Origin of the sequence: Neobacillus sp. PS3-40 (assembly GCF_030915485.1) — a bacterium.
In the GTDB taxonomy this organism is placed as follows: Bacteria; Bacillota; Bacilli; order Bacillales; family Cytobacillaceae; genus JAUZPL01.
In genome coordinates this window covers 413257-436176 of the sequence record NZ_CP133266.1, presented here as the reverse complement: position 1 = coordinate 436176, position 22920 = coordinate 413257, and the positions used below count along the sequence as shown (strand labels likewise).

Here is a 22920-nt window from a genome sequence, read left to right as displayed (position 1 = left end):
GAGAATTATTAATGGATAAAATGCTTGTAATTAATGCTCACTCGAATGGTGATTCTCCATCTTCTTTTAGCTTGCAGGTATACAATCATTTCTTGAAGCTTTATAAAGAGCTAAAAAATCCAATAGAGAGGATTGAAATAATAAATCTTTACAGTGAAGATATACCCTCCATTGGTCCTACTGTTTTAAGTGCTTGGAAAAAGTTAGCGGAAGGTGAACGGATTACAGATGAAGAGAGAAGAATTACTCAGCGTATGACTACGATATTACATCAATTTAAAAGCGCAAATAAGTATGTAATCGTTATACCTCTGCATAACTTTAACATACCTTCAAAGCTAAAAGACTATATGGATAACATTCTTATTGTTCGGGAGACTTTTAAATACACGGAAAATGGACCAATGGGTTTACTAAAAGATGGCAGAAGTTTACTCGTTATACAAGCCAGCGGATCAATTTATACAAATAACGATTGGTATTCCGAGGTTGAATACTCTCATAAATACCTGAAATCAATGTTTAATTTAATGGGAATTGAAGATTATCAAATAATTAGGGCCCAAGGGACTGCTCTATTAAATCTTGAAGACATATTGGAAAAAGCATATAAGGAAGCAGAAGAAGCTGCCGTACGTTTATCGACTGAAAAACTTGAAAATGAATAGACGTCTCTTAGTATCTATCATAGTAGGGATGTTTAAAAGAATAGAATAACAGAGTTTTTAGGGAGGATTAAATGAATCGAGATTGGACATTTGTTTTCGAAGCAGCTTTTTTTGAAATATTGTGGGTAATTGGGTTAAAACACTCTAGTAATTGGGGTTCGTGGATTGGCACAATTATAGCAATTTTTATTTCAACTTACTTGTTGATTTGTGCTGCCAATAGGTTGCCAGTCAGTACTGTTTATGCAGTTTTTACTGGTATTGGCACAATGGGAGCAGTTCTGGCAGAAATAATTATTTTTGAAGAACCATTCAGTTGGATTAAATTATTCCTTATACTTTTGCTGTTGGCTGGTGTGGTCGGTCTCAAAATGTTAACAAATGAAGATTCGGATGAAAAAGGAGAGGCGGTGTAGTGGATTGGACTTATCTTATTTTAGCTGGTGTATTTGAAGTGGTTGCAGTTTCAGGTATGAACGAAATAAGTAAACATAGAAACTTAAGGTCATTTACCACTTTTTTAGGAGGGATGATATTGAGCTTTGGGTTTCTAAGTTTAGCAATGCAAGTACTCCCGATGGGGACTTCATACGCAGTCTGGACTGGAATGGGTACCATAGGGGGTACACTAGTAGGGATGTTAATTTATAAGGAATCACATGATTGGAAGCGAATTTTATTTATAAGTATGACCTTAATAGCAGCTATTGGTTTGAAACTGACAGCGTAACAATACAATTGTTAAGAACAGGGGCCTTTAAGGTTGTCTGTTATCAGAATATGACTAACAGATTCATATCCTGATAACAGACATTCTTATAGTCTGTAACAATATTTAGGAGGAATGAACATGGAACAACGCATTAATTATTTGGAAGTAGCACCTGAAGCACTTAAAATTATGATGGAAATGGAAAAGTATAATGGATCTACTGGAATAGATCGTAAACTCCGTGAATTAATTAAAATCCGTGCTTCTCTAATTAATGGCTGTGCTTTTTGTATTAATATGCATACGACTGACGCTCGAAAAATGGGTGAAACGGAACAGCGTTTATTCTGTGTCAGCGCATGGAGAGATTGCGATTTCTACACAGATGCTGAAAAAGTGGCATTAGAATTAACTGAACATGTAACGTTAATTCCAACTAAGCGTGTACCTGATGATCTTTATAATCTAGTGCGTAAACATTTTAGTGAAAAAGATTATGTAGATCTTGTTATTTTAATCAATCAAATTAATAACTGGAATCGAATCTCCATTTCAATGGGAGCTTTCGCAACAACTGCAAAATAAGAAATTTTATTTATGTATGCACTACAGCAATCATGCGCTATCCTTGTTAAGGGATTAGCGCTTGATTTGTATAGTATGGCTAGATTGATTCAGAATCAAGAACCATTCAAGCTTGGAACTTATTTGACATTCGTGCAGTTTGACAACACACTGTATGAATTAGAGGTAACTTAAGGCATTTTTAAACATGTAGCAGATTTTCTGAATGAATTATACTTTACGATAGCATGCTGTTCGAAGCGAAAAGACTTTAAAAAAGCTCCAAATGTTATGATCATTGAGTATTTTGTATAAAAACTACAAGTAAGTATCACGAAATTGACCATAGTCTGTATTAATAATAAAATTTATTACCTTTCACAAATTTAATTATAAAATTAAATTTGTGAAGAAGACTTATCTATGTTTCAGAGGAGTAAAAATGAAATATTCAACTTTATTATTTGATTTAGATGGAACATTACTTGATTTTAATGCATATGAACAAATTGCTCTGGAAAATTTATTTTCAAAACACAAAGTTCCATTGACTAACGAAATTAGAAATACATATGATTTGATTAACAAAAATTTATGGTTACAATATGAAAAAGGTGAAATACCATTAGAACAAGTGTTAAATTCACGATTTTCAGAAGCGTTAAAATTACATAATATAGATATAGATGGTATTGATTGGGAAAATAAATATCGGGAATATCTCGCTGATGGATATCTCTTAATTGATGGTGCATTGGAAATATGTGAAAAGCTTTCGACAACACATAGAATGATGATTGTTACAAATGGGATAAGAAAAACTCAAATCAAAAGATTAAAAATGTCTGGTTTGTATAAATTCTTCAGTGAAATATTTGATTCTCAATCAATCGGCTTTCAAAAACCTGATCGAAGATTCTTTGAACATGTCATCAATTATATTGATGATATAATTTTAGATAAGTTGCTTATTATTGGAGATTCTCCAAACACTGATATATTAGGCGGAATCAATATGGGTATCGATACTTGTTTGTTTAATCCATCAAATAAGATATCATCTGGATTAAATACAATTAAAAGCACATATACGATAAATTATTTATCAGAGTTAAAAGAAATCTGTAAAATTTAATCATTAACAACAAAACATTTCCCCATTGTTCTAAGTGCACAACATTATAATTTTTATCCCACGAATTATATTGAATTCTTTTTGCAATAATCTTTTACTGCGTTGACCATTTCATCATTAAATTGGTTTAATATAAAATGGTCAACAGCTTGTTCATCCCTTTTGAATGTTCATGCCTGTTTTGACCCCTTTTTACGATATATGCTATATGACATTTGAAGTAGGTTTTACCATTTATTTGAATATTATAATTATATTATCCAATACCTTAAAATACAATAAAGCTTACGAAAACAGCCATTGTAAAAAATATCCTTATTAAACAAACAGGGACAAGAAATGATAAGGCGGTCATACAGATGATTGCTTTATTTTTTTGTGAAAACAAATTGGAATATTATGTTAAAATTGATTATTAAGATTTTGTGATAAAGGTCAGAAGAGTTGAAGAAGAGCTTTTTTAAATTTATGAGGAGATGGGGGATTTTGATGGTCGAGAAAACTGAAACAAATAGTAATTCTATAACTTCCTTAGCTCTTGGCATTCTATCAATCATAATACCTATAATTGGATTAGTTCTAGGTGTTATAGGAGTTGTAGTTTCAAGAAAAGCATCGAAAGAGATTTTAAAAACAAAAGAAGGTGGCAAGGGACTAGCAACTTCTGGTTTAATTTGTAGTGTGGTGGGAATTGTAATACAACTCTTTGCAATATTGGGTTATGTCGCTTTCACTTCTGTTACTAACTTAGGCTAGTTATTGTTGGATTATTGCTTATTTCACATCGAGTGCTTTCCTGAAAGAAAGGTAATGCCGTTTCCTTAATCAAATAACAGATACATATTATTGAATATGAGAATATAAAAGATTAAAACTTTATAAAGGGGGATGCGGTATTAAAGACTTTAAAAACAAACGATATTGGATACTAATGCCGTCATTATTAATAATTGGAGTTCTACTTCTCTTCTATTTAGCTGAAGAATTTCAACCACTTGCATTACTTACTGGACTAGTATTCTGGCTTGTATATTATGCTTGGAATAATTTTAGTAAAAACAAAGATGAATAAGGTTATTTTTGTAAGTTAATGTGCTTTCTTCTTAAACAAACGGGGGCTTAGTATTTAGAACTAATCCATTTTATTTTAAGGCTGTTTTCGTAAATATTGTTGCTATATTAAAAAAAAATATGATTGACTTTCTATTAATTTACATTAAAATCCAATTAAGGTAGGTATTTGAATGAAAAAGAAAACTTTCTGGATTCCAATAATTGTATTTATTGTTACAACTTCTGTATTATACTTGTGCGGTCATTTGTTTAATATCGAATCTTTAAAATGGTTCAATTTTGAGGAAACCTCAAATGGCGGATTTACCTTTGGTGGTTCATTGAATCCAATTATCTTTGGTTTTGTTATTGGATTCATTGCGGAATGGATATATAAAAGCAGGAATAAAAACCGCACAGCTTAGTAAAGCATTTGGTTTAAGAACATCTAAACATATTGACGGTTGCATAATTTGAATAATGAACAGCACTAAACAAAAGTTGCTTTACACGTTCTTCGTGAGCAACTTTTTTACTTTGTTCCAAATATCGGAACCAGTATAGGTAGTTGTCAAGATATTTCGTAGCTACACCTTGGAATCGCTCCATAAACTGTTTCAATCGCTTGTGGTAAGCATCGACGTGCTGGATGTGATAAATGGATTTCCGCACATAAACACCTTTCCTTATATTAACCATTTCGTGCTGTAAGCCCTTATCTTTGGCGAATTTTTTGTAGTTAGTTGCTGTATCTGAGCATAGCAAAGTTGAGGTGTCGATATGGTCCCCTAACACCCGTTTAATATCGGTACTTTTAATACGACCTATAAGAAGGACTTTTTAGTGCCCTCGAAAAAACCCAAGGATTTTTCCATGTTAAATAAAATGTTGATCCAAATGTGATTTTGGTCAGATATTTACGTTTTTCTCCACGTTATCGGAACTACTTATTTTCGTAAAACACAGCTTTTTTATTTATTTAACTCTCTAAAATTAATTAATATAGTGCGCATTTACGATTAATTCTGAGTCATGAAATAGTTTTGATTAACGAAATGATATTGAAGGCGCTTTGTGAATACTTAAGTAATATTTCTCTTGTTAACCCATAAAATAAGCACTTTGTTATGTTGATATTTAATCTGGATGCATAGACTGCAATGAAGGTGCAAACATTTCTTAGCTTTTGGGAGGGTTTAAATAGTTCGAAGCAATGATCACTAATTTAATAATAAAAGCCTTTTCATCCGAAGAAGAAGGGTAAAGGTAATATAGCGAATACAAAAGTATGTGTAAAAGGTAGGTGTTGTAAAAATAAGCTAAACGAGGGTTAAAACAGGAGGAATAAACATGCGGAATAACTATCGCTATAAAATTATGTTAATGATGGCGCTGATGGTTATTATCAACTATATCGACCGTGGTGCTATTTCATATGGACAAAAAGAAATTATTGGAGAGTTTGGATTTGACACGATTGCATGGGGAGCAGTGCTTGGATATTTCGGTTATGGTTATTTATTTGGCTCACTTTTTGGGGGTATTCTCTCAGATAAAAAGGGACCAAAATTTGTTTGGATTTTAATTGGAATCAGTTGGTCGATTTTCGTTATTGCAACTGCATTTGCAGGGGATATGGGTAAAGCGTTGTTTGGTGGTTCAGCTTTAGCAGGCTTCGCAGTTGTACGTATTTTATTTGGATTTTCAGAAGGACCAACATTTTCGACCATTAATAAAACAAATGCCAACTGGGCAACCCCAAAAGAGCGTGGTTTTGCGGCATCTGTGGGGCTTTTAGGCACTCCTTTAGGTGCGTTGTTAACGGCACCTGTCGCTGTAGGGCTTTTATCAATTGTGAGCTGGAAAGTTGTGTTCGTTATTCTTGGCTGTTTGGGGCTAATTTGGATTGTTATATGGTCAAAGATGTTTACAGATTTACCAGAAAAACATCCTAAAGTTTCAAAAGACGAACTTGAAAGAATCCGCTCAGTCAAAGATTTATTGCCTGATGAAAAAATAATTGGGCAAAAAGATGATTTGGTAAGATGGTTTCATTTCTTTAAAAATCCAACTTTAATTTTTAATGCTATAGGGTATTTTGCCTTTCAATATGTTAATTTTTTATTACTGACATGGACACCAAAATACTTACAAGATCAATTTGGTTTCCAATTATCTTCTTTATGGTATTTAGGAATGATACCTTGGGTTGGAGCTGTCTTTACCGTGTTACTTGGTGGTAAAATCTCTGATTTCTTACGGGCAAAAACAGGAAGTTTACGGATTGCAAGGTCAGGCTTAGCAGTTGTTTCATTACTATGTACAGCAATTAGTTTTATAATAATTCCTATCCAACACAGTATTGTAGGTGTAATGGTTTTAATGTGTATTGGTAACGCCTTCAATTTCCTACCGAATTCTGTTTATTGGTCAGTCATCATTGATACTGAGCCAAGTCGAGCAGGAACATTTGGTGGTATTACTCACTTTATCACGAATATAGCTACGATTCTTGCACCTACATTGACTGGATTTTTAGTCGTAACATATGGTTATTCCTCGATGTTTATTGCAGCAGGAATTGCTGCGGGAATTGGAATGATAGCCATGACATTCGTTAGGCCAGGAATAAGGAAAGCAAAAACTAAAACTCCTCCTTCGGAAAGGTTGAGTATCTAAGGCAACATCAAAGATTTTTGGGGAAATTTTTAAAAAAGGCAGTTAAACTCAAACAAAGGAAAAAGACCCTAGCAAAATTATTGCTGAGGTCTTTTTCTATTGGCAAACTTAACTGAAATTTTCATCCGACACTGAAAATGAAGACCCGCTTGATGTATGGTCATTTACCCAATTAAGAGATGTTTCAGAAACAGCACCCCAGTTTGGAATTAAGTCTTTATGTGTCTCAACCCAACTCATACAGAACTGTGGATCTATATTATAATCATCGCATCTAGATAAAAAGGATTGAATCGTTGTTTCATTACAGTTTTCCCATGTGCCACAAGTGTTTGCCCAAATATTTTCCATCTTAACCTGAGTAGCAACCTCGTCGACAAAATCAAATGTCATATAAATTCCTCCGTTGTTAAAGTTTTACTCGCCAAGATCATTCCAATGCGCCTTTTAAACAGGGGTTTCATAACCTTTTTCTACATCCAAAGAATATTATCTTCATAATGATTGATTGTTAAACCATAAAAATCCAAAGACCGATATTATTTAATTGCAAAAAATTAATGAAAAGAGTCTTATAAAAAAAGATGACAATATAAAGTATGCCCAATGAAAGGTTTTTGCAAAAAGAAATTACTTTACTTTATACCCCTAGAGGTATAATATTGAGTTTGTTCAATTGAATTGAAGAGAGCAGATCTTCCAAATTGCTGATTTATTTTAAAACGCCGAGAATGCTTTGATTGAAAGGGTGAGTACATGTTTCCGTTTCTTATCTTGATAGTAATAATAGGAATTTATGCATATAAACGTTATGTTCCTGTTTTTGGAGTATCGGAAGTTATTAGTTATTCTATTGAAGAAGATGTTGTAGTTTTGGATTTAAGGGATTACCAATCCACTTTTAATGAACCAATTTCTGAATCCCTTAATATTCCTTATTCTTATTTAAAGCGATATTATAAAGAAATTCCTAAAAGGAAACTGCTGATTATAGCAACAGATGCTATAGAAAAAAATTTAGCAATTCGCTTTTTATTACGAAAAAAATTTCAGGTTATTGGTTTTAAAGTAATTAAAAATAATGGTGGTGAAAATCAGTGGAATATAACAAGCAAACAAAAAATCGTTTAAAAAGGATTGAAGGTCAAATTCGTGGAGTTTTAAAAATGATGGATGAAAACCAAGGTTGTGACAAAGTAATAAACCAATTATCTGCAGTCTGTTCTGCTGTTAATCATACCATTGGTGTTATTGTTACGGAGAACCTGAAAGTCTGTTTATTAGACCAAATGAACGATGAAGAAAGATCTGAGGAATTGATCAAGGAAGCTGTTAATTATTTAGTGAGGAGCAATAAAAAGTAGTATTGACAATAAAGTTTTTATAATATACGAGGATGGTGGAAAGTATGAGTGCAGTAAATATAGTTATGTTGATTACTTTGGTTGGTTTATTGGTATGGCGTCTTCGTCCGGTTAAGGGCGTTCGAAACATTACGACAACAGAATTGAAAAATGAACTAGGCAACAAGGATAAACAATATATTGATGTTCGCACACCGGGTGAGTTCAAAAGTAAGTCCATAAAAACGTTTAAAAATATCCCACTCGATCAACTATCAACTAAAGCCTCTTCTTTATCAATGGAAAAAGAAGTAGTTATCATTTGCCAAAGTGGTATGAGAAGTACCAAAGCAGCAAAAATGTTAAAATCTCTAGGATTTACTAAAATTACAAACGTTAAAGGCGGTATGAGCGCTTGGCGATAGGAGGTAATGAATGATGAAAACAATAACAGCAGGAGAAGTACAACAAAAATTAGAAAAAGGTGTGCAATTAAATATTATTGATGTTCGTGAAACTAATGAAGTAGCAATGGGTAAAATCCCAACAGCTATCAATATTCCACTTGGGTTGATTGAATTCCGTAAGCAAGATCTTGATAAAAATAAAGAGTACATTATTGTCTGTCAATCAGGTGGAAGAAGCTCACAGGCAACTAGATATTTAGATAGTTATGGTTTTATTGTAACAAATATGGATGGCGGAATGATGTCATGGGAAGGCGAAGTTGAGTAATTTTTTAGTTAGAGTGTCTTGAAAAATTATTTTTATTATGACTTGATCATTTTCCTTAAGTTTGAATATCATACCTGTATGGGTATAGAAAAGGAGTGTGGATATTTATGAATCAAATTACTGTTTATACGACGAATTCGTGTCCTTATTGTGTTATGATGAAGAATTATTTAAAGGAACAAGGGTTACCTTATAGAGAAGTTAATGTACAGCTAGATCAAGTAGCTGCTAATAAATTGGTTGCTACCACAGGCCAATTAGGGGTTCCACAAACAGAAATCAATGGGCAATGGGTTTTAGGTTTTGATCCAGAGAAAGTTATGAGGTTAGTAAAATAGAGAGCGACATCCGCTCTCTATTTTTTTCGCTAAGCAGAATTTGAATCCATAAATTCTGCTTGTACATAAGAGCAACTACGCCTTTGTCAGCGCCCTTAGGGGCTCGCCAATCGGTGAGTTTTCGTTAACCAATTAGTGTACATACTATTTTTAAGTCTTTGTAACCAGTAGTTAATTAGGTTCGTTTTTTGTCAGTGTAGTGGTATATTGGTATGTAAACCAGGGTATCTAAAAGATATCCTGGTTTATTCGCGAAACGTGCACCTAAAAGATTCTTACAAAAACGGTAACTCCAAACACTCCAAACCTCTGACGAGAAATAATTTGAAATCCATTATTTAATAGACAATCTCTTGCATCAACAAAACGGTCTCCATTTCCTAAAAAGCGAGTACATGGAGTAGCTCTGCCGACGATTGATGCATCTACAATTGTTCGAAAGGATCTCGGCTGAAGTGGATTTCTTACCCAAAGGACTGTAACAATATCAGGAGGTCTTGGAATAGAAACATTGTTTGACATGGACATAGACATACTATCACCTCCTTATTTATAGGATTACAATATTAAATGAAAAAAAATGGCAGCTTGTCTCATTAAATATCACGATTAATCAAAATAATTTTATGAAAAAATTTCAGAAGTTAGAGTCATCTAATTTAAATGAAGGTATTATTTAGTTAGGTCCTGGAGTAATTGGGTATAAGGATGAACATTCTGATATTGATTTACAATATGTAGTAGTCTTTCAAAGGAGATGATGGTTTGACTAAACTTTTAATAGGGGGCATATTGTCTTTAATAATCGCGATGGGGATTGGAAGGTTTGCCTATACTCCAATTCTTCCCCTTATGCAAGATGATCTTTCGTTTTCAAATGCAGTTGCTGGTTACCTTGCCACAAGTAATTACGCAGGATATTTGATAGGAGCAATATTAACAGGGGTCATTCCTTTGAAGAAGCACAGAACGATTTTTTTGAGGTTAAGTTTGATTATCAGCATAATAACCACTGCATGCATGGGTCTAACTCATTCTGATATACTTTGGTATGGGCTTCGCTTTCTGTCTGGCTTTGCAAGTGCTTACGTGTTCGTCTTAGCCTCTAGCATCGTGTTAGATTTATTATCTGCCAGAGACAAGACAAATTGGTCAGGCATTTTCTATGGAGGAGTAGGGATTGGAATCTTTTTAACTGGGCTGATCATTCCAATTTTAAATCGTTCATTTAAGTGGGAAGGCTCATGGGTAGGATTGGCTATCTTAAGTGTAATCTTTACTTTCTTTGTATGGATCTGGCTAAAAGATACTCCCCACATTCCTGATCGGATGATTAAACAAGAAATTTCAACACAGGTGCCTCCATTAAAATGGCTCCCTTGGCTGATTATTGCCTATGGATTGGAGGGATTAGGGTACATCGTCACGGGTACGTTTATCGTATCGATTGCTCAAAAGACCCCAAGCTTTAGTGGTGATGCTATCTTTGTTTGGATGATTGTAGGATTGGCAGCGGTTCCATCTTGTATAATCTGGTCTTCACTAGCTAAAAAATGGGGCTTCGTTAAAACTTTAGTATTTGCAATGATTTTACAATCCTTAGGCATTGCGATGCCTGTCATTTTGATGGCCCAAACTGGTCTAGTAATAAGTGCATTATTATTTGGAGCTACATTTATGGGGATCACTACAATTGCTACAACTTTAGCACGGCAAATGAGCCCATCTAATAGCAGTCGGATTATTGGCTATCTGACAGCTGTTTATGCTGTTGGGCAAATGATCGGACCAACAATTGCTGGAATTTTATCATCATTCACTCATAATTATAATTCTGCTTTGCTAGGAGCCGCATGTGTAGTATTAGTTGGCGCATGCTTGCTGTTAAAAGGAATTCAATTTGAAAAGAATCCTAACTTCAGTAAACAATACTAAATTACAAAAATCATAAAAAATGAAATGGGGTATTATTGTGCCATATGTAAATATCAAAATTACAAATGAAAATGTAACTCCAGAAAAAAAAGCATTACTTATTAAAGGAGCAACACAATTACTAGTGGATGTGCTAGGTAAAAACCCTAATACAACGGTTGTGGTTATTGATGAAGTAGATACTGATAATTGGGGGATTGCAGGAGAAACAATAACGGTTCGGAGAAAAAATGGGCAGTAATAGGCAGTTCACAAATATCTAAGCCCAGTAAAGAAGGTGGAATGTCCCAAAACACTAGGATTTTGGGACATCCACTTTTAAATGTTGAATCATTTGGTAAGCCAGTCCATTACGTGAAGTGGATATTGAACATCCTATAAGTGTTATCTAAAGCTTCCTAGGAATTAAAATCCATTCAATTGCTAAAAAACTGACAAGTATAATATGAAGATTCTCATGTTAAAAGGATGAATTTCTGCACTATGCGGGTTCATCCTTTTAATTTATCATAGTAAGGATAGTGTTAAAAACTTTGTTTAAAAGTAATTATTTTTGTAAAATAGCTCATTTAATTTGGATCTGAGGGGCCTATTTTAAAAATTTCCATCCCTTGAATTTATCATGAGATTGTAAGAACTAAAAGTGCAAAATATCCCAAAAAAAAGTAGAATTAACAATGTACAATCTATTAAATACCTGAATCGTGATCGCTCTAGACATTTTATTATTGTGGATGGTTTAACAACGCAAAGGGGGAACTGAACCAAGTTAGGATTTTTTAGTAAGTCATGGATATCGTAATTAGAAAAATGATGGAGTATTTTTTAATCTATAAAAAAAAATAAAAGGAGCGTCTAAGTATGTTAAGGTTGTTTAGGTTTTTAAAACCGTTTACATTAATGATTATCGCTGTGCTGGTCTTCGTATTTTTGCAGACATTAAGTGATCTTTATCTACCAACCCTGATGTCTGATATTATCAACAAAGGTGTGATGCAAGGTGATTCTGGGAAAATTATGCGAATTGGCGGTTTGATGCTCTTGATTGCAGGAGGGGGAGCAGTTTGTGCAATTATTGCCAGCTTCTTATCCTCAAAAGCCTCTGTAGGTCTCGGGACAATCCTGCGCAGCAAGGTTTTTGAAAGAGTTGAAAGCTATTCGTTACATGAAATTGATAAATTTGGTACAGCAACACTTATAACCAGGACAACTAACGATATTAACCAAGTTCAAATGGTTTTAATTATGATCTTGCGCATGATGATCAGTGCTCCCATGATGGCGATTGGAGGTATTATCATGGCTTTGCGCGAAGACAAGGAGCTTACGTGGGTATTAGCAATCGCTATACCTGTTTTGGCTGGTGTGATTGCTTTAATTGCATCTCGTATGTTTCCAATTTTTAAAAGAATACAAGGAAAAGTTGATAGAATAAATCTTGTTTTACGAGAAAAGCTTGTTGGGATTCGTGTAATCAGAGCATTTAACATGGTTGCCCACGAAGAAAAACGTTTTGAACATGCGAATGTTGACCTTACAGACAATTATATAAAAGTTAATAAAATCATGGCTTACATGATGCCGGCAATTATGCTAGTCATGAACTTTACTTCGTTAGCCGTTTTATGGTTTGGTGGAATCTTTATTAGTAAAGGCAATATGGACCTAGGCGCGTTGGCAGCATTTTCCCAATATGCCATGCAAATCATGTTCTCCATGCTGATGCTTTCCTTTATGTTTATCATGGTTCCTCGTGCCCAAGCAGCAGCAGTTAGGATAAATGAAGTTTTGGAAACTCTCCCTGGGATAACCGATAGAGCGAAGGTTGAAGGCACTTTCACACAGAAAGGCTTTGTTGAATTTAAAGATGTCACATTCACTTACCATGGCGCTGAACAACCTGCTTTATATGATATTTCATTTTCTGCAAAACCTGGAGAAGTAACCGCTATTATCGGGAGTACAGGTGCAGGCAAGTCCACTCTAATTAACTTGATTCCACGGTTCTACGATGTGGACTCTGGCAGTATTCTCATTGACGGAGTAGATGTTAGGGAAATGTCCCAGGAGACCCTCCGTGCTAAAATTGGGTTCGTACCGCAAAAAGCCATCCTATTTTCAGGAACAATTACCGAAAATATTAGGTTCGGTAAAGAAGAGGTTACAGAAGACGAAATTAAACATGCGGCTAAAATCGCTCAAGCAACTGAATTTATTGAGAGCATGGACGGAGGCTTTGAATACCAAATCGCTCAGGGAGGTACAAACGTTTCGGGTGGACAAAAGCAGCGGCTGTCCATTGCCAGGGCACTAGTAAGAAAACCAGAAGTATATGTTTTTGATGACAGTTTTTCAGCCCTTGATTTCAAAACTGATGCCCGTTTGCGAGCCGCTTTAAAGCATGAAATAGCAGAAGCAACAGTCATTATTGTTGCCCAAAGGGTAGGGACTGTTATGGATGCTGATCGGATTATCGTACTTAATGAAGGTAAAATTGCCGGTATAGGAACTCATAAAGAGCTTTTAGAAACTAGTCAAGTATACTTGGAGATTGTTTCCTCACAACTTTCTGAGGAGGAGATTGCATGAGCGAACAAAATAAAAATCTAAGGAATGTAAAAGATAGAAAGCAAAGTGGAGGCGGAGGATTTGGTGGAGGCGGGCACTTTGGTGCACCGGTTCAAAAAGCCAAGGACTTTAGAGGAACTCTTAAAAGACTTATTAGATATCTAAAGCCACATACCATTAATTTAATTATCGTTTTAGTATTTGCCATTGCCAGCACGTCATTTACTATTGCTGCACCTAAAATCATGGGTAAAGCCATGAACAAATTACAAGATGGTTATATGGCGAAAATGATGCTGCACAAAATGAGTGATGCCCAAAAGAAATTAGTTGATCAGATAAATCTGCAAATGAGTCAGATGCAGAAATCACCAAATGCTCAAGGGGCGTTGCCACAAGATCAAACAAAAGTTAATCCAGAAACAGCCAAAGTAATTCAAGAATTTATGAAACTTCCTATGCTAAATACGGTGAAAAACGCAGATCAAAAGGCAGATATTGTCCAGAAAATGCTGGATTTAAACAAAAAGATGCCTTCAAAAGACCAATCTGGAGCGAAGAATGTTTCATTAACCAAGAAACAAATTAATGGAACTCTCAGAGCAATTAGAGAAACGAACGGAGAATATGATTTCCATTATATTGGTAATATCGCATTAGTTCTTTTGGGAATGTATGTAATAAGTGCCTGCTTTAGTTTAATTATGGGATTAGTCATGTCCGGGGTATCACAGAAGACTGTCCGAGATCTACGCAGAGAGGTTGATCAAAAACTTGCGAGATTGCCGCTCAAGTATTTTGATAGTCATCCCCATGGCGATATATTAAGCCGTGTTACGAATGACTTGGATACTGTAGCCAATACCTTGCAGCAAAGTTTGACCCAGATTATCACGTCGGTGATTACGATTATTGGCTACATAATTATGATGTTGACAATCAGTCCGATCCTTACTTTAATCATGCTGGCGACTCTGCCTTTGTATGTTGTCTCAACGGCCCTCATTGCTAAAAAGTCTCAAAAATACTTTGCATCCCAGCAAAAGGAACTGGGGGATCTTAGTGGGCACGTGGAAGAAATGTATACGGGCCATAAAATCGTTAAGGCATTTGGGCAGGAAAAAAATTCAATTGAGCGTTTTGAAGGTATAAATAAAAACCTATATAGTGCGGGTTGGAAAGCGCAATTTATTTCCGGCATGATGTTTCCACTTATGAACTTCGTTAGCAATTTAGGATACGTTGGAATTAGTATAGTGGGTGGTATATGGATTACCAAGAATATCTTAGGTTTAGGGGATATTTTGGCCTTTATTCAATACTCACGCTCCTTTACGATGCCGATTGCTCAAACAGCACAAATTGCTAATGTTATTCAGTCAACCGTTGCTTGCGCCGAACGTGTATTTGAAATACTCGATGAGGAGGAAGAAATTCCAGATAGCCCAGACGCAAAAGTAATCGAATTCCCTAAAGGAGAAGTAAGATTTGAACATGTGGATTTCCGATACAAAGAAGAAGTACCGCTAATTGAAGATATGAACCTGGATGTATTGCCGGGACATACGATCGCCATTGTAGGGCCTACCGGAGCTGGGAAAACCACACTTGTTAATTTATTAATGCGATTCTATGAAATAAATGCGGGTAAAATTAGTATCGACAAAGTTGATATAAGAAATATTAAACGCAATGAACTTCGGAAGATGTTTGGCATGGTTCTACAAGATACTTGGCTATTTAATGGAACCATTAAGGATAATATTGCATACGCCAAGCAGGGAGCAACGATGGAGGAAATCGTTAGGGCAGCCAAAGCGGCTCATGCTGATCATTTTATCAGGACACTTCCTGAAGGATATGACACTGTCCTAAATGAAGAGGCAACCAATATTTCTCAGGGACAGAAGCAGTTGATCACTATAGCACGAGCAATCCTTGCAGACCCTGCAATTTTGATTCTTGATGAAGCAACAAGCAGCGTTGATACTAGAACTGAAGTTTTAATTCAAAAAGCCATGTCCAATTTGATGGCAGCTCGTACTAGTTTCGTTATTGCACATAGACTATCCACTATTCGTGATGCCGAACTTATACTTGTAATGAACAACGGTAAAATTATTGAAATGGGCAACCATATAGATTTGATTGCTAATGGTGGATTTTACGCCGATCTTTACAATAGTCAATTTACAGGGCAAAATCTAGACGAAGGAATCATATAAAATACAAAATCAACAGAGTTAACGAACAAATGCATCTTTATAAGAGCTTTCACTAAACATAAGTAGTTCCGTTTTTGTGAAGAAACATCTCAAATAGCCTAGGAATTAGCATATCAATTAACTTACAAATTGGTATGCTATTTTTTATTGATATAACACTATTTTTAGCTTAATTGGATCCAAAATAACATAGTAAATAAGCTGCCAAATAACAGCGTGACAATCATCATGGTCATTGTCCGAATTAGGGTGTTAATTCAGTTTTGATTTGGACAGTTATTTACGTTTATCTCACCGTTATCGGAACTACTTACACTAAACAATGAGACTCTTTTTTTTACATCTACAGTTAAATTTGCTACCACTAGCTGTGAGCTAAGAAAGAAAGTCCCCCCTCATCTAAACTCCTATGGTAATATCTAAAATAAGGTATTCTTGTAAAGTAGGTGTATCCATAAAATGGAGAAGCACAAAGTATTAGCAATTATAGAAAAAGAATTAGTGGTTGCCCTGGGCTGTACGGAACCTGTTGCGATCGCATTGGCAGCAGCAACTGCAAAAAAATATGCGAAGGGAAAAATTAAAGAAATTTGTTTAAAAGCTAGTGGAAATATAATAAAAAATGCTAAATCAGTTGGTATTCCTGGGATGACTTCTTGTGGTCTCGATTTTGCAGTTGCACTTGGAGCAGTAGCTGGAGACCCAAATAAACAACTTGAAGTATTAAATGGGCTTAATTTTGAAGATGAACAGGCAGCGGTAAAACTTATTGAGGAAGGTAAAGTAGCAACCGGCCAAGCCGATACACCGAAAAGACTTTATATTGAAGTGACTTTAAAAACAGATTTGCATACTTCTAAAGTGGAAATTTCTGATAATCATAGTAATATTACTTTAATTGAGGTTGATGGTAAGGTTGTGTACCTTGGTGGATGCGAAAATATTGGCATTCAATTAGAAGAAGAGGAATCAAATTCACTCACAATTGATGAAATTTATGAATGGATTCAAGAAGTCGATATGAGCTCTTTATCTCTGGTAAAAAAGAGTATTGAGCTAAATAGAATTATTGGAAATGAAGGCCTTGTGGGAGATTATGGGCTAAAAGTAGGGAAAACGATCAAGGAAAATGTAAAAAAAGGAATTCTATCAGATGATATAGCCACAGCAGCGATGTCTCTAGCCGCCGCTGGATCAGATGCTAGAATGTCTGGTTCAACCCTGCCGGTAGTAGCGAATACCGGGAGTGGAAATCAAGGAATAGCTGTTACACTTCCAGTTGTTGCGGTTGCAGAGAAACTTCAGGTTTCAGAGGAGAAAATGATTCGAGCAGTTGCACTTAGCCATCTTATTACGATTCATATTAAATCAAAATTTGGCCGTCTTTCAGCATTATGCGGTGTAACCGCTGCAGGAATGGGTGCAGGTGGAGCCATTGTTTATTTACTTGATGGTAATCTACAACAAATTAAAGCTGCCATTCAAAACACAATTGGAAATGTTTCAGGAATGATTTGCGATGGAGCAAAGGCCGGCTGTGCAATGAAAGTCTCTACATGTTCAAATGTTGCGGTTCAATCTGCATTGTTAGCACTAAACAATCAAGAAATTAAATCCACTGATGGATTTATTCATGATGATGTGGAAAAGAGTATAGAAAACTTTTGTAAGCTTGGCAATGAAGGGACGCGTCAAACAGACGAACTAATATTAAAATTAATGTTGGAAAAATAAAGTTGAGAATTTGGTGTCATAAGGCACCCTTTATGGACAAAGTGATGGATTTGTTCATGTAGGGTGCCTTATGTTGTTTTTTTGTATGAAAAATCTGATGTAAAGCATAAGTTGAATTCAATCAAATAATGCTTATTGTTCCAACGAATCGACTTTATTCATAATTAAAGAAAATCCCCCATTTTAAATAATCCCCATTAATCCTATTTTTCTTCCCTCTTTAACTTTCAATTGGAAATATTATCAGGTAAAAAAACGTTGTAAATAATTTGGTATTTTGTTCACAGGATCGCCTTTAACTAATAACTGGTTTTGATGTAAAATGTTACAAAGAGTCCCTGTTTCCAACATGATAATAGAATTATATTTTGTAATCAGGATTTTCTATTCGGATGTACGTGATTTCTAGAGTAGAGGAAATTTTCTTGAAAGTAGTGGATTTAAGTGAGTATTTATAAGAAAAGCCAAGCATTTATTCAATTGATGCCATTAAAACAGTGGGTATTATGTTTACTATTATATTTCATCCCCATTTTCGTAGACAAATCAAATGGGGAGTATGAATCGATATGGTTTATCTATTTTATTCCCTCATATATCTTTTCTTATTATCAGGGGATAAAAGGAGGTATTTTTTCTGCATTTTTGGGTCTTTTTATCCATGGCATCTGGGAATTAAAACAATCCTTTTATGAAGTTTATGATGATGAAAACTACTATACTGTATTATTTTCCACTATTCTTAGTTTCTGGTCAGCAATTGGTACAGGTTATTTAGTAGAAAAATTGAAAGAAAAACAAGGTCAACTTGAAATGATTTCGTTGAATGATGAACTGACCAATCTTTGGAATCGGCGTGGTTTTTTTACAATGGCCAGAAATGAGTTAGCGATAGCAAAAACCTGTAATCAATCTGGTGCAATATTATTCATAGATTTAGATAATTTTAAACTTGTTAATGATATGTATGGGCATCACAATGGTGATCTTTTATTAAAAATGATTGCTGAACGATTAAAAACCTGTTCACGAAATCGAGACGTGTTATCCAGAATTGGCGGAGATGAATTTACGTTTATGTTGATTGATGCATCTAGCCAAACAGCAGAAAAAGTATGTTGTCAAATTATCGATGCTCTTTCCAAACCATTTTTAATTGAAGGAAATGAAATTTTTATAACATCGAGTATCGGGGTAAGTTGCTATCCTGTTGATGGCGAGAATATTGATATACTTCTTCAACATGCTGATCATTCAATGTACACGATTAAAAAAACAGGGAAAAATGGGTATCGATTTTACTCAGAAATGAATGATTTATCAAACGAAAAAGTAACCATTGAACTTGGACTTAGAAATGCTATTGAAAGAAATGAATTTACATTACATTATCAACCACAGTTTGATCTACATACAGGAAATATTTGTGGAGTGGAGGCTTTAATTCGGTGGAACTCAAAAGAACAAGGTTTAATGTCTCCAGCAGATTTTATCCCAATCGCAGAAGAAACGAATCTAATTATTCCGATTGGGGCATGGGTAGTAAATACTGCTTGTAAACAGAATAAAGAATGGCAAAAGTGTGGGTATCCACCTATATGTGTATCAGTGAATATTTCGATCCAACAATTTAAACAACCCAATTTTATTGAAACCGTTCAAAATGCATTGAAAGAATCAGAACTTGATCCAAAATATTTAAAGCTAGAAATTACAGAGAGCTTATTTTTAGGAGACAAAAGGGAAAATATTGAAAAACTAGAAAAATTAAAAAAACTTGGAGTCAAAATATCACTAGATGACTTTGGCTCAGGTTATAGCTCCTTAAGTTATATTAGATATATACCTATTGATGAACTGAAAGTTGATAAAAGCTTTATACAGGATGTTCCAAATAAGTCGAAAGATGAAGCTATCATTAAAACAATTATTGAATTGGCAAACTCACTAGATGTAAAAGTAGTTTGCGAAGGAATTGAGAAGAAGGAACAGGCAGATTTTCTTAAACAAACTCATTGTGATGCCATACAGGGCTTTTATTTCAGCGTTCCATTAAAAAGTGAGGATTTTGAAAAATTACAAATGAAGGAAAACAAGGTGCCAGCCAACATCCAATAATTAGGTGTTGACTGGTACCTTGTTTTTGAACCTTGTTTTTGTATAAAAAATGAAGGAGGTGGAAAGAAAGAAGGATAAAAGTGGGTGTGGTAAATGAATAAAAAATTAACAAACAGCTATCAGATTCTTGACCAATTACGGTTGCCGAACGGTCTATATCTTGCTTCTTTATCAAATGACTACCACTATGTTTGGTTAAGGGATTCCTTTTATATGTCATTACCATTTTTAGATAAGGTCGACGGAAATTTTGAAAAAACGTATCATCGAATTTTGGATCTTTTTAAGGAATATGAATGGAAAATTGATATACATACACGTCAAAGGCCGATTCAACAGTGGGAATACATTCATTCGCGATATTCTGCCCACGAAGTAAAAGAACTGGAAATGCCATGGGGACATGCCCAACATGATGCCATTGGAGCAATTCTCTGGGGAATTGGAATGGGAGAAAGCAGTGGAAAGAGAATCATAAGAGATTTAAAAGACCATGAAATCATTCAAAAACTGGTCTGGTATTTACAATGTATTCACTACTGGGAGGATGCAGATAACGGCATGTGGGAGGAATGGAAAGAAGTCCATTCCAGCTCTGTTGGAGCATGTGTAGCTGGACTTCAAGCAGTAAGAAATATCGTATTTGTTCCTAGTGAATTAATTTTAAGTGGGTATCAAACATTGACTACTCAATTTCCACGTGAAAGTAGTAACCGTCCTATTGATTTGGCACAGATGAGTTTGATTTACCCGTATCAAATCCTGGTTGGAGAGGATGCAAAAGTGGTTATCGATCAAATTGAAACGAATTTATGCCGAGATAGGGGAGTAATCCGTTACAAAGGCGACTCCTATTATTCCACACTTGAGCACGAAGGTAGGCATCATTCTCTCTCCTACTATTATGATACCGAAGCTGAATGGACATTTGGATTTCCATGGCTAGCCCTTTGTCATTTAGAATTGGGGAACATCGATAAAGCAAATGAATACATAAAAAAAACTGAAAGCGTAATGCTTAAGGATGGAAGTCTGCCGGAATTGTACTTTGCCAAAAGTACCAATCATAACGCAAATACTCCATTGGGATGGGGAAATGCAATGTACATTTTGGCAAAGGAGCGGCTCGGAAAAATCCATTAGAAATTAGACAAACTAATTTGCTTTTGCGATGATAAAAAACAAAAAGTGCCTGACTTTTACATCAGGCACTAACCCTTCCGATCCGAACCTGGTTAAGTGTCCCGCAACAAGCGAAGTGTCCGGATGGGTCATTATTAAAATATGCAAAATCACGTCAGAAAATACATAAATACTTACGAAATATCTCACTAGCTTTTAGGTTTTAAAATTTTCACTGTGGTTGTAGATCTTTTTTAAATTCTGCTTTTGGAGCTTCCGCTGTTTCTTTTTTTGGTAAGTTCCTGCGGATAAAGAAAGACAAAATGAAGGCAGCAATTGACATATATGTTGCAAGCATGAATGCGTCATTAATCCCCATAACCGTACCCTGATTAATGGCAATAGCTGTGTGAACTTTATCTGTTGGTAGAATGTGATTATGGCTCATAATATTTTTTATATGTTGTGTACCTTTATTTGTCATGATCGAAACAAAGAATGCCATTCCAATCGCGCCCGCAACCATCCTTAAAGTATTGATCATAGCTGTTCCATACTTATTTAAATTTTGACTTAAATCGTTGAGGCCAGCAGTAAAGATTGGCATCATAAGGATCGACATTCCGAACATCCGTGCTGTGTAAATCCAGACTACATAGGAAAATGTTGTGTCAATATGAAGATTAGCAAGGGCATATGTTGTTACAATCGTAATAGCCAGACCTATAATTGCTAACCATTTAGCTCCATATTTATCAAAAAGCTTTCCAGTTATGGGTGACATAATTCCCATAACAATTCCACCAGGCAAAAGCATGAATCCGGCTTCAAGAGGTGAAAAGCCTCGTACATTTTGCATGTAGAGCGGCATCAGGATCATTCCTGAGAACATGGCCATTGTAACGATGACATTGATAATGGTTGTCAACGTAAACATTTTGAACCGAAAAATCCGAAACTCAAGAATAGGATACTTGACAGTCAATTGACGCCAAACAAATAAAAGTAAGCATACGCCACCAACGATAAACAATGTGAGCACTTCTGGATTTGTCCATCCCTTTGTCCCACCAGTTGAAAATCCGTAAAGTATCCCTCCAAAGCCTAAAGTTGATAGGATTACACCAAGGACGTCTAGCTTCGGACGGCTTGTTTGAGTCACATTTTTAACAAGAAAAATAGCAATAATAAAGTCCAACAAGGCAATTGGTGCAATAATATAAAACAATAACCGCCATGAATAGGATTCAATGATCCACCCTGATAAAGTTGGTCCAACTGCCGGTGCGAAGTTCATTGCGACACCGAAAATCCCCATTGCAAATCCACGTCGTTCAAATGGAAATATGGTGAATATAACATTAATAATTAATGGAAACAGAATCCCAGCTCCTATTGCTTGTACAACACGACCAACCAAAACCATTTCGAAGGTGGGGGCAATAGCGCAAATGAATGTACCAATTGTAAAAGTCCCCATCGAGAATAGAAAAAGTTGCCTTGTTGTAAATCTTTCCATTAAGAAGGCGGTAATCGGGATGACAATTCCGTTTGTCAATAAGAAGATGGTGCTCAACCAGTTTACTGTTGCTGCGGAAAGATGAAAATAATTCATCATTTGAGGTAAAGCTACATTTATTACAGTTTGATTCAAGAATGCAACAACAGCACCGGCAAGCATGACGGCAAAAATCGGTGTTGTCTGGATTGCTTTTTTAGTATTCAATTACAGGTTCCTCCAGTTGTCATATTACTTAGTATCTTTTTTTACTATTCAATAGAATGGAAAAACGGCTAGCACTATGAATAAGTGATTTAGTCCAATAAATCTTAACGAACAATCATAATGAATTTTAAAAATCCGCTTGGAATACACCCTTTATATAATGATAGTTTAGGGAATTAGGTACACAATTATCCATGATAGATAGTGGCATGTTACAATTGATTGGTTTAGTATATAATAATTAGATGGATTTTACTGACGAAGA

23 protein-coding genes and 1 pseudogene are annotated in these 22920 nt (G+C 35.1%); 20 read left to right on the top strand and 4 right to left on the bottom strand.

Annotated features, from left to right (window positions below):
- Positions 1 to 11: 11 nt before the first annotated feature.
- The 7 genes from RCG20_RS02190 (at position 12) to RCG20_RS02160 (ending at position 4557) form a co-directional block, all read left to right on the top strand.
- Positions 12 to 668: an FMN-dependent NADH-azoreductase gene (locus tag RCG20_RS02190; RefSeq protein ID WP_308182598.1), complete on the top strand. Its 657-nt coding sequence runs from the start codon at positions 12 to 14 to the stop codon at positions 666 to 668.
- 71 nt (positions 669 to 739) lie between these two features.
- Complete coding sequence (locus RCG20_RS02185) at positions 740 to 1084, top strand: DMT family transporter (protein WP_308182597.1); 345 nt, start codon at positions 740 to 742, stop codon at positions 1082 to 1084.
- Positions 1084 to 1398, top strand: a complete 315-nt coding sequence (locus RCG20_RS02180) for a DMT family transporter (RefSeq protein ID WP_308182596.1) — start codon at positions 1084 to 1086, stop codon at positions 1396 to 1398. Before RCG20_RS02185 ends, RCG20_RS02180 begins: the two co-directional genes overlap by 1 nt.
- Positions 1399 to 1518: 120 nt before the next feature.
- Entirely contained in the window at positions 1519 to 1965 is a 447-nt protein-coding gene (locus RCG20_RS02175) for a carboxymuconolactone decarboxylase family protein (protein WP_308182595.1), read from the top strand.
- 421 nt (positions 1966 to 2386) lie between these two features.
- Entirely contained in the window at positions 2387 to 3079 is a 693-nt protein-coding gene (locus RCG20_RS02170) for a YjjG family noncanonical pyrimidine nucleotidase (protein WP_308182594.1), read from the top strand.
- Positions 3080 to 3568: 489 nt separating this feature from the next.
- On the top strand, positions 3569 to 3835 hold the full coding sequence (locus RCG20_RS02165; protein ID WP_308182593.1) for a DUF4190 domain-containing protein: 267 nt from the start codon (positions 3569 to 3571) through the stop codon (positions 3833 to 3835).
- Positions 3836 to 4323: 488 nt separating this feature from the next.
- The gene (locus tag RCG20_RS02160; RefSeq protein ID WP_308182592.1) at positions 4324 to 4557 is read left to right on the top strand and encodes a hypothetical protein; all 234 of its coding nucleotides are present in this window, start codon (positions 4324 to 4326) and stop codon (positions 4555 to 4557) included.
- Between the two features lie 13 nt (positions 4558 to 4570).
- Here RCG20_RS02160 and RCG20_RS02155 read toward each other — a convergent pair.
- A pseudogene (locus tag RCG20_RS02155) lies at positions 4571 to 4957 on the bottom strand (IS1595 family transposase); the annotation flags it as partial.
- A 525-nt stretch (positions 4958 to 5482) separates the two neighbouring features.
- Here RCG20_RS02155 and RCG20_RS02150 point away from each other — a divergent pair.
- A complete protein-coding gene (locus tag RCG20_RS02150; RefSeq protein WP_308182591.1) occupies positions 5483 to 6811 on the top strand; it encodes an MFS transporter in 1329 nt (442 codons plus the stop codon).
- A 108-nt stretch (positions 6812 to 6919) separates the two neighbouring features.
- On the opposite strand, the gene RCG20_RS02145 is transcribed toward RCG20_RS02150, so the two are convergent.
- Positions 6920 to 7204 (bottom strand): hypothetical protein, encoded by a 285-nt coding sequence (locus RCG20_RS02145; protein WP_308182590.1) that lies wholly within the window; start codon positions 7202 to 7204, stop codon positions 6920 to 6922.
- A gap of 363 nt (positions 7205 to 7567) precedes the next feature.
- Between RCG20_RS02145 and RCG20_RS02140 the strand changes: the two genes are divergently transcribed.
- From RCG20_RS02140 to RCG20_RS02120, 5 genes are all read left to right on the top strand, one after another.
- Complete coding sequence (locus RCG20_RS02140; RefSeq protein ID WP_308182589.1) at positions 7568 to 7942, top strand: sulfurtransferase; 375 nt, start codon at positions 7568 to 7570, stop codon at positions 7940 to 7942.
- A complete protein-coding gene (locus tag RCG20_RS02135; RefSeq protein ID WP_308182588.1) occupies positions 7909 to 8175 on the top strand; it encodes a metal-sensitive transcriptional regulator in 267 nt (88 codons plus the stop codon). Before RCG20_RS02140 ends, RCG20_RS02135 begins: the two co-directional genes overlap by 34 nt.
- A 44-nt stretch (positions 8176 to 8219) precedes the next feature.
- A complete protein-coding gene (locus tag RCG20_RS02130; protein WP_308182587.1) occupies positions 8220 to 8579 on the top strand; it encodes a rhodanese-like domain-containing protein in 360 nt (119 codons plus the stop codon).
- A 13-nt stretch (positions 8580 to 8592) separates the two neighbouring features.
- Positions 8593 to 8889 (top strand): rhodanese-like domain-containing protein, encoded by a 297-nt coding sequence (locus RCG20_RS02125; RefSeq protein ID WP_308184268.1) that lies wholly within the window; start codon positions 8593 to 8595, stop codon positions 8887 to 8889.
- 107 nt (positions 8890 to 8996) lie between these two features.
- Positions 8997 to 9227 (top strand): glutaredoxin family protein, encoded by a 231-nt coding sequence (locus tag RCG20_RS02120; protein WP_308182586.1) that lies wholly within the window; start codon positions 8997 to 8999, stop codon positions 9225 to 9227.
- 264 nt (positions 9228 to 9491) lie between these two features.
- Here RCG20_RS02120 and RCG20_RS02115 read toward each other — a convergent pair whose 3' ends face one another.
- Positions 9492 to 9761: a hypothetical protein gene (locus RCG20_RS02115; protein WP_308182585.1), complete on the bottom strand. Its 270-nt coding sequence runs from the start codon at positions 9759 to 9761 to the stop codon at positions 9492 to 9494.
- Positions 9762 to 10019: 258 nt separating this feature from the next.
- Between RCG20_RS02115 and RCG20_RS02110 the strand changes: the two genes are divergently transcribed.
- The 7 genes from RCG20_RS02110 to RCG20_RS02080 all read left to right on the top strand — a co-directional run bounded on the left by RCG20_RS02110 (position 10020) and on the right by RCG20_RS02080 (position 20950).
- The gene (locus RCG20_RS02110; protein WP_308182584.1) at positions 10020 to 11162 is read left to right on the top strand and encodes a YbfB/YjiJ family MFS transporter; all 1143 of its coding nucleotides are present in this window, start codon (positions 10020 to 10022) and stop codon (positions 11160 to 11162) included.
- A 37-nt stretch (positions 11163 to 11199) separates the two neighbouring features.
- Positions 11200 to 11403 (top strand): tautomerase family protein, encoded by a 204-nt coding sequence (locus RCG20_RS02105; RefSeq protein WP_308182583.1) that lies wholly within the window; start codon positions 11200 to 11202, stop codon positions 11401 to 11403.
- 620 nt (positions 11404 to 12023) lie between these two features.
- Positions 12024 to 13751: an ABC transporter ATP-binding protein gene (locus RCG20_RS02100; RefSeq protein WP_308182582.1), complete on the top strand. Its 1728-nt coding sequence runs from the start codon at positions 12024 to 12026 to the stop codon at positions 13749 to 13751.
- Positions 13748 to 15955, top strand: coding sequence for an ABC transporter ATP-binding protein (locus tag RCG20_RS02095; RefSeq protein WP_308182581.1), 2208 nt, complete (start codon positions 13748 to 13750; stop codon positions 15953 to 15955). The genes RCG20_RS02100 and RCG20_RS02095 overlap by 4 nt, the downstream gene beginning before the upstream one ends.
- Positions 15956 to 16414: 459 nt before the next feature.
- Positions 16415 to 17689, top strand: a complete 1275-nt coding sequence (locus RCG20_RS02090) for an L-cysteine desulfidase family protein (RefSeq protein ID WP_308182580.1) — start codon at positions 16415 to 16417, stop codon at positions 17687 to 17689.
- 444 nt (positions 17690 to 18133) lie between these two features.
- On the top strand, positions 18134 to 19807 hold the full coding sequence (locus RCG20_RS02085; RefSeq protein ID WP_308182579.1) for a putative bifunctional diguanylate cyclase/phosphodiesterase: 1674 nt from the start codon (positions 18134 to 18136) through the stop codon (positions 19805 to 19807).
- A 93-nt stretch (positions 19808 to 19900) separates the two neighbouring features.
- Entirely contained in the window at positions 19901 to 20950 is a 1050-nt protein-coding gene (locus tag RCG20_RS02080) for a glycoside hydrolase family 15 protein (RefSeq protein ID WP_308182578.1), read from the top strand.
- Between the two features lie 211 nt (positions 20951 to 21161).
- Here RCG20_RS02080 and RCG20_RS02075 read toward each other — a convergent pair whose 3' ends face one another.
- Positions 21162 to 22610: a DHA2 family efflux MFS transporter permease subunit gene (locus RCG20_RS02075; RefSeq protein WP_308184267.1), complete on the bottom strand. Its 1449-nt coding sequence runs from the start codon at positions 22608 to 22610 to the stop codon at positions 21162 to 21164.
- Positions 22611 to 22920 lie beyond the last annotated feature (310 nt).

Coding starts and splice junctions, on each gene's coding strand:
- RCG20_RS02190 (WP_308182598.1), top strand. CDS start 12: ATGGATAAAATGCTTGTAATTAATGCTCACTCGAATGGTGATTCTCCA.
- RCG20_RS02185 (WP_308182597.1), top strand. CDS start 740: ATGAATCGAGATTGGACATTTGTTTTCGAAGCAGCTTTTTTTGAAATA.
- RCG20_RS02175 (WP_308182595.1), top strand. CDS start 1,519: ATGGAACAACGCATTAATTATTTGGAAGTAGCACCTGAAGCACTTAAA.
- RCG20_RS02170 (WP_308182594.1), top strand. CDS start 2,387: ATGAAATATTCAACTTTATTATTTGATTTAGATGGAACATTACTTGAT.
- RCG20_RS02165 (WP_308182593.1), top strand. CDS start 3,569: ATGGTCGAGAAAACTGAAACAAATAGTAATTCTATAACTTCCTTAGCT.
- RCG20_RS02160 (WP_308182592.1), top strand. CDS start 4,324: ATGAAAAAGAAAACTTTCTGGATTCCAATAATTGTATTTATTGTTACA.
- RCG20_RS02150 (WP_308182591.1), top strand. CDS start 5,483: ATGCGGAATAACTATCGCTATAAAATTATGTTAATGATGGCGCTGATG.
- RCG20_RS02145 (WP_308182590.1), bottom strand. CDS start 7,204: ATGACATTTGATTTTGTCGACGAGGTTGCTACTCAGGTTAAGATGGAA.
- RCG20_RS02140 (WP_308182589.1), top strand. CDS start 7,568: ATGTTTCCGTTTCTTATCTTGATAGTAATAATAGGAATTTATGCATAT.
- RCG20_RS02130 (WP_308182587.1), top strand. CDS start 8,220: ATGAGTGCAGTAAATATAGTTATGTTGATTACTTTGGTTGGTTTATTG.
- RCG20_RS02125 (WP_308184268.1), top strand. CDS start 8,593: ATGAAAACAATAACAGCAGGAGAAGTACAACAAAAATTAGAAAAAGGT.
- RCG20_RS02120 (WP_308182586.1), top strand. CDS start 8,997: ATGAATCAAATTACTGTTTATACGACGAATTCGTGTCCTTATTGTGTT.
- RCG20_RS02115 (WP_308182585.1), bottom strand. CDS start 9,761: ATGTCTATGTCCATGTCAAACAATGTTTCTATTCCAAGACCTCCTGAT.
- RCG20_RS02100 (WP_308182582.1), top strand. CDS start 12,024: ATGTTAAGGTTGTTTAGGTTTTTAAAACCGTTTACATTAATGATTATC.
- RCG20_RS02095 (WP_308182581.1), top strand. CDS start 13,748: ATGAGCGAACAAAATAAAAATCTAAGGAATGTAAAAGATAGAAAGCAA.
- RCG20_RS02090 (WP_308182580.1), top strand. CDS start 16,415: ATGGAGAAGCACAAAGTATTAGCAATTATAGAAAAAGAATTAGTGGTT.
- RCG20_RS02080 (WP_308182578.1), top strand. CDS start 19,901: ATGAATAAAAAATTAACAAACAGCTATCAGATTCTTGACCAATTACGG.
- RCG20_RS02075 (WP_308184267.1), bottom strand. CDS start 22,610: ATGCTTGCCGGTGCTGTTGTTGCATTCTTGAATCAAACTGTAATAAAT.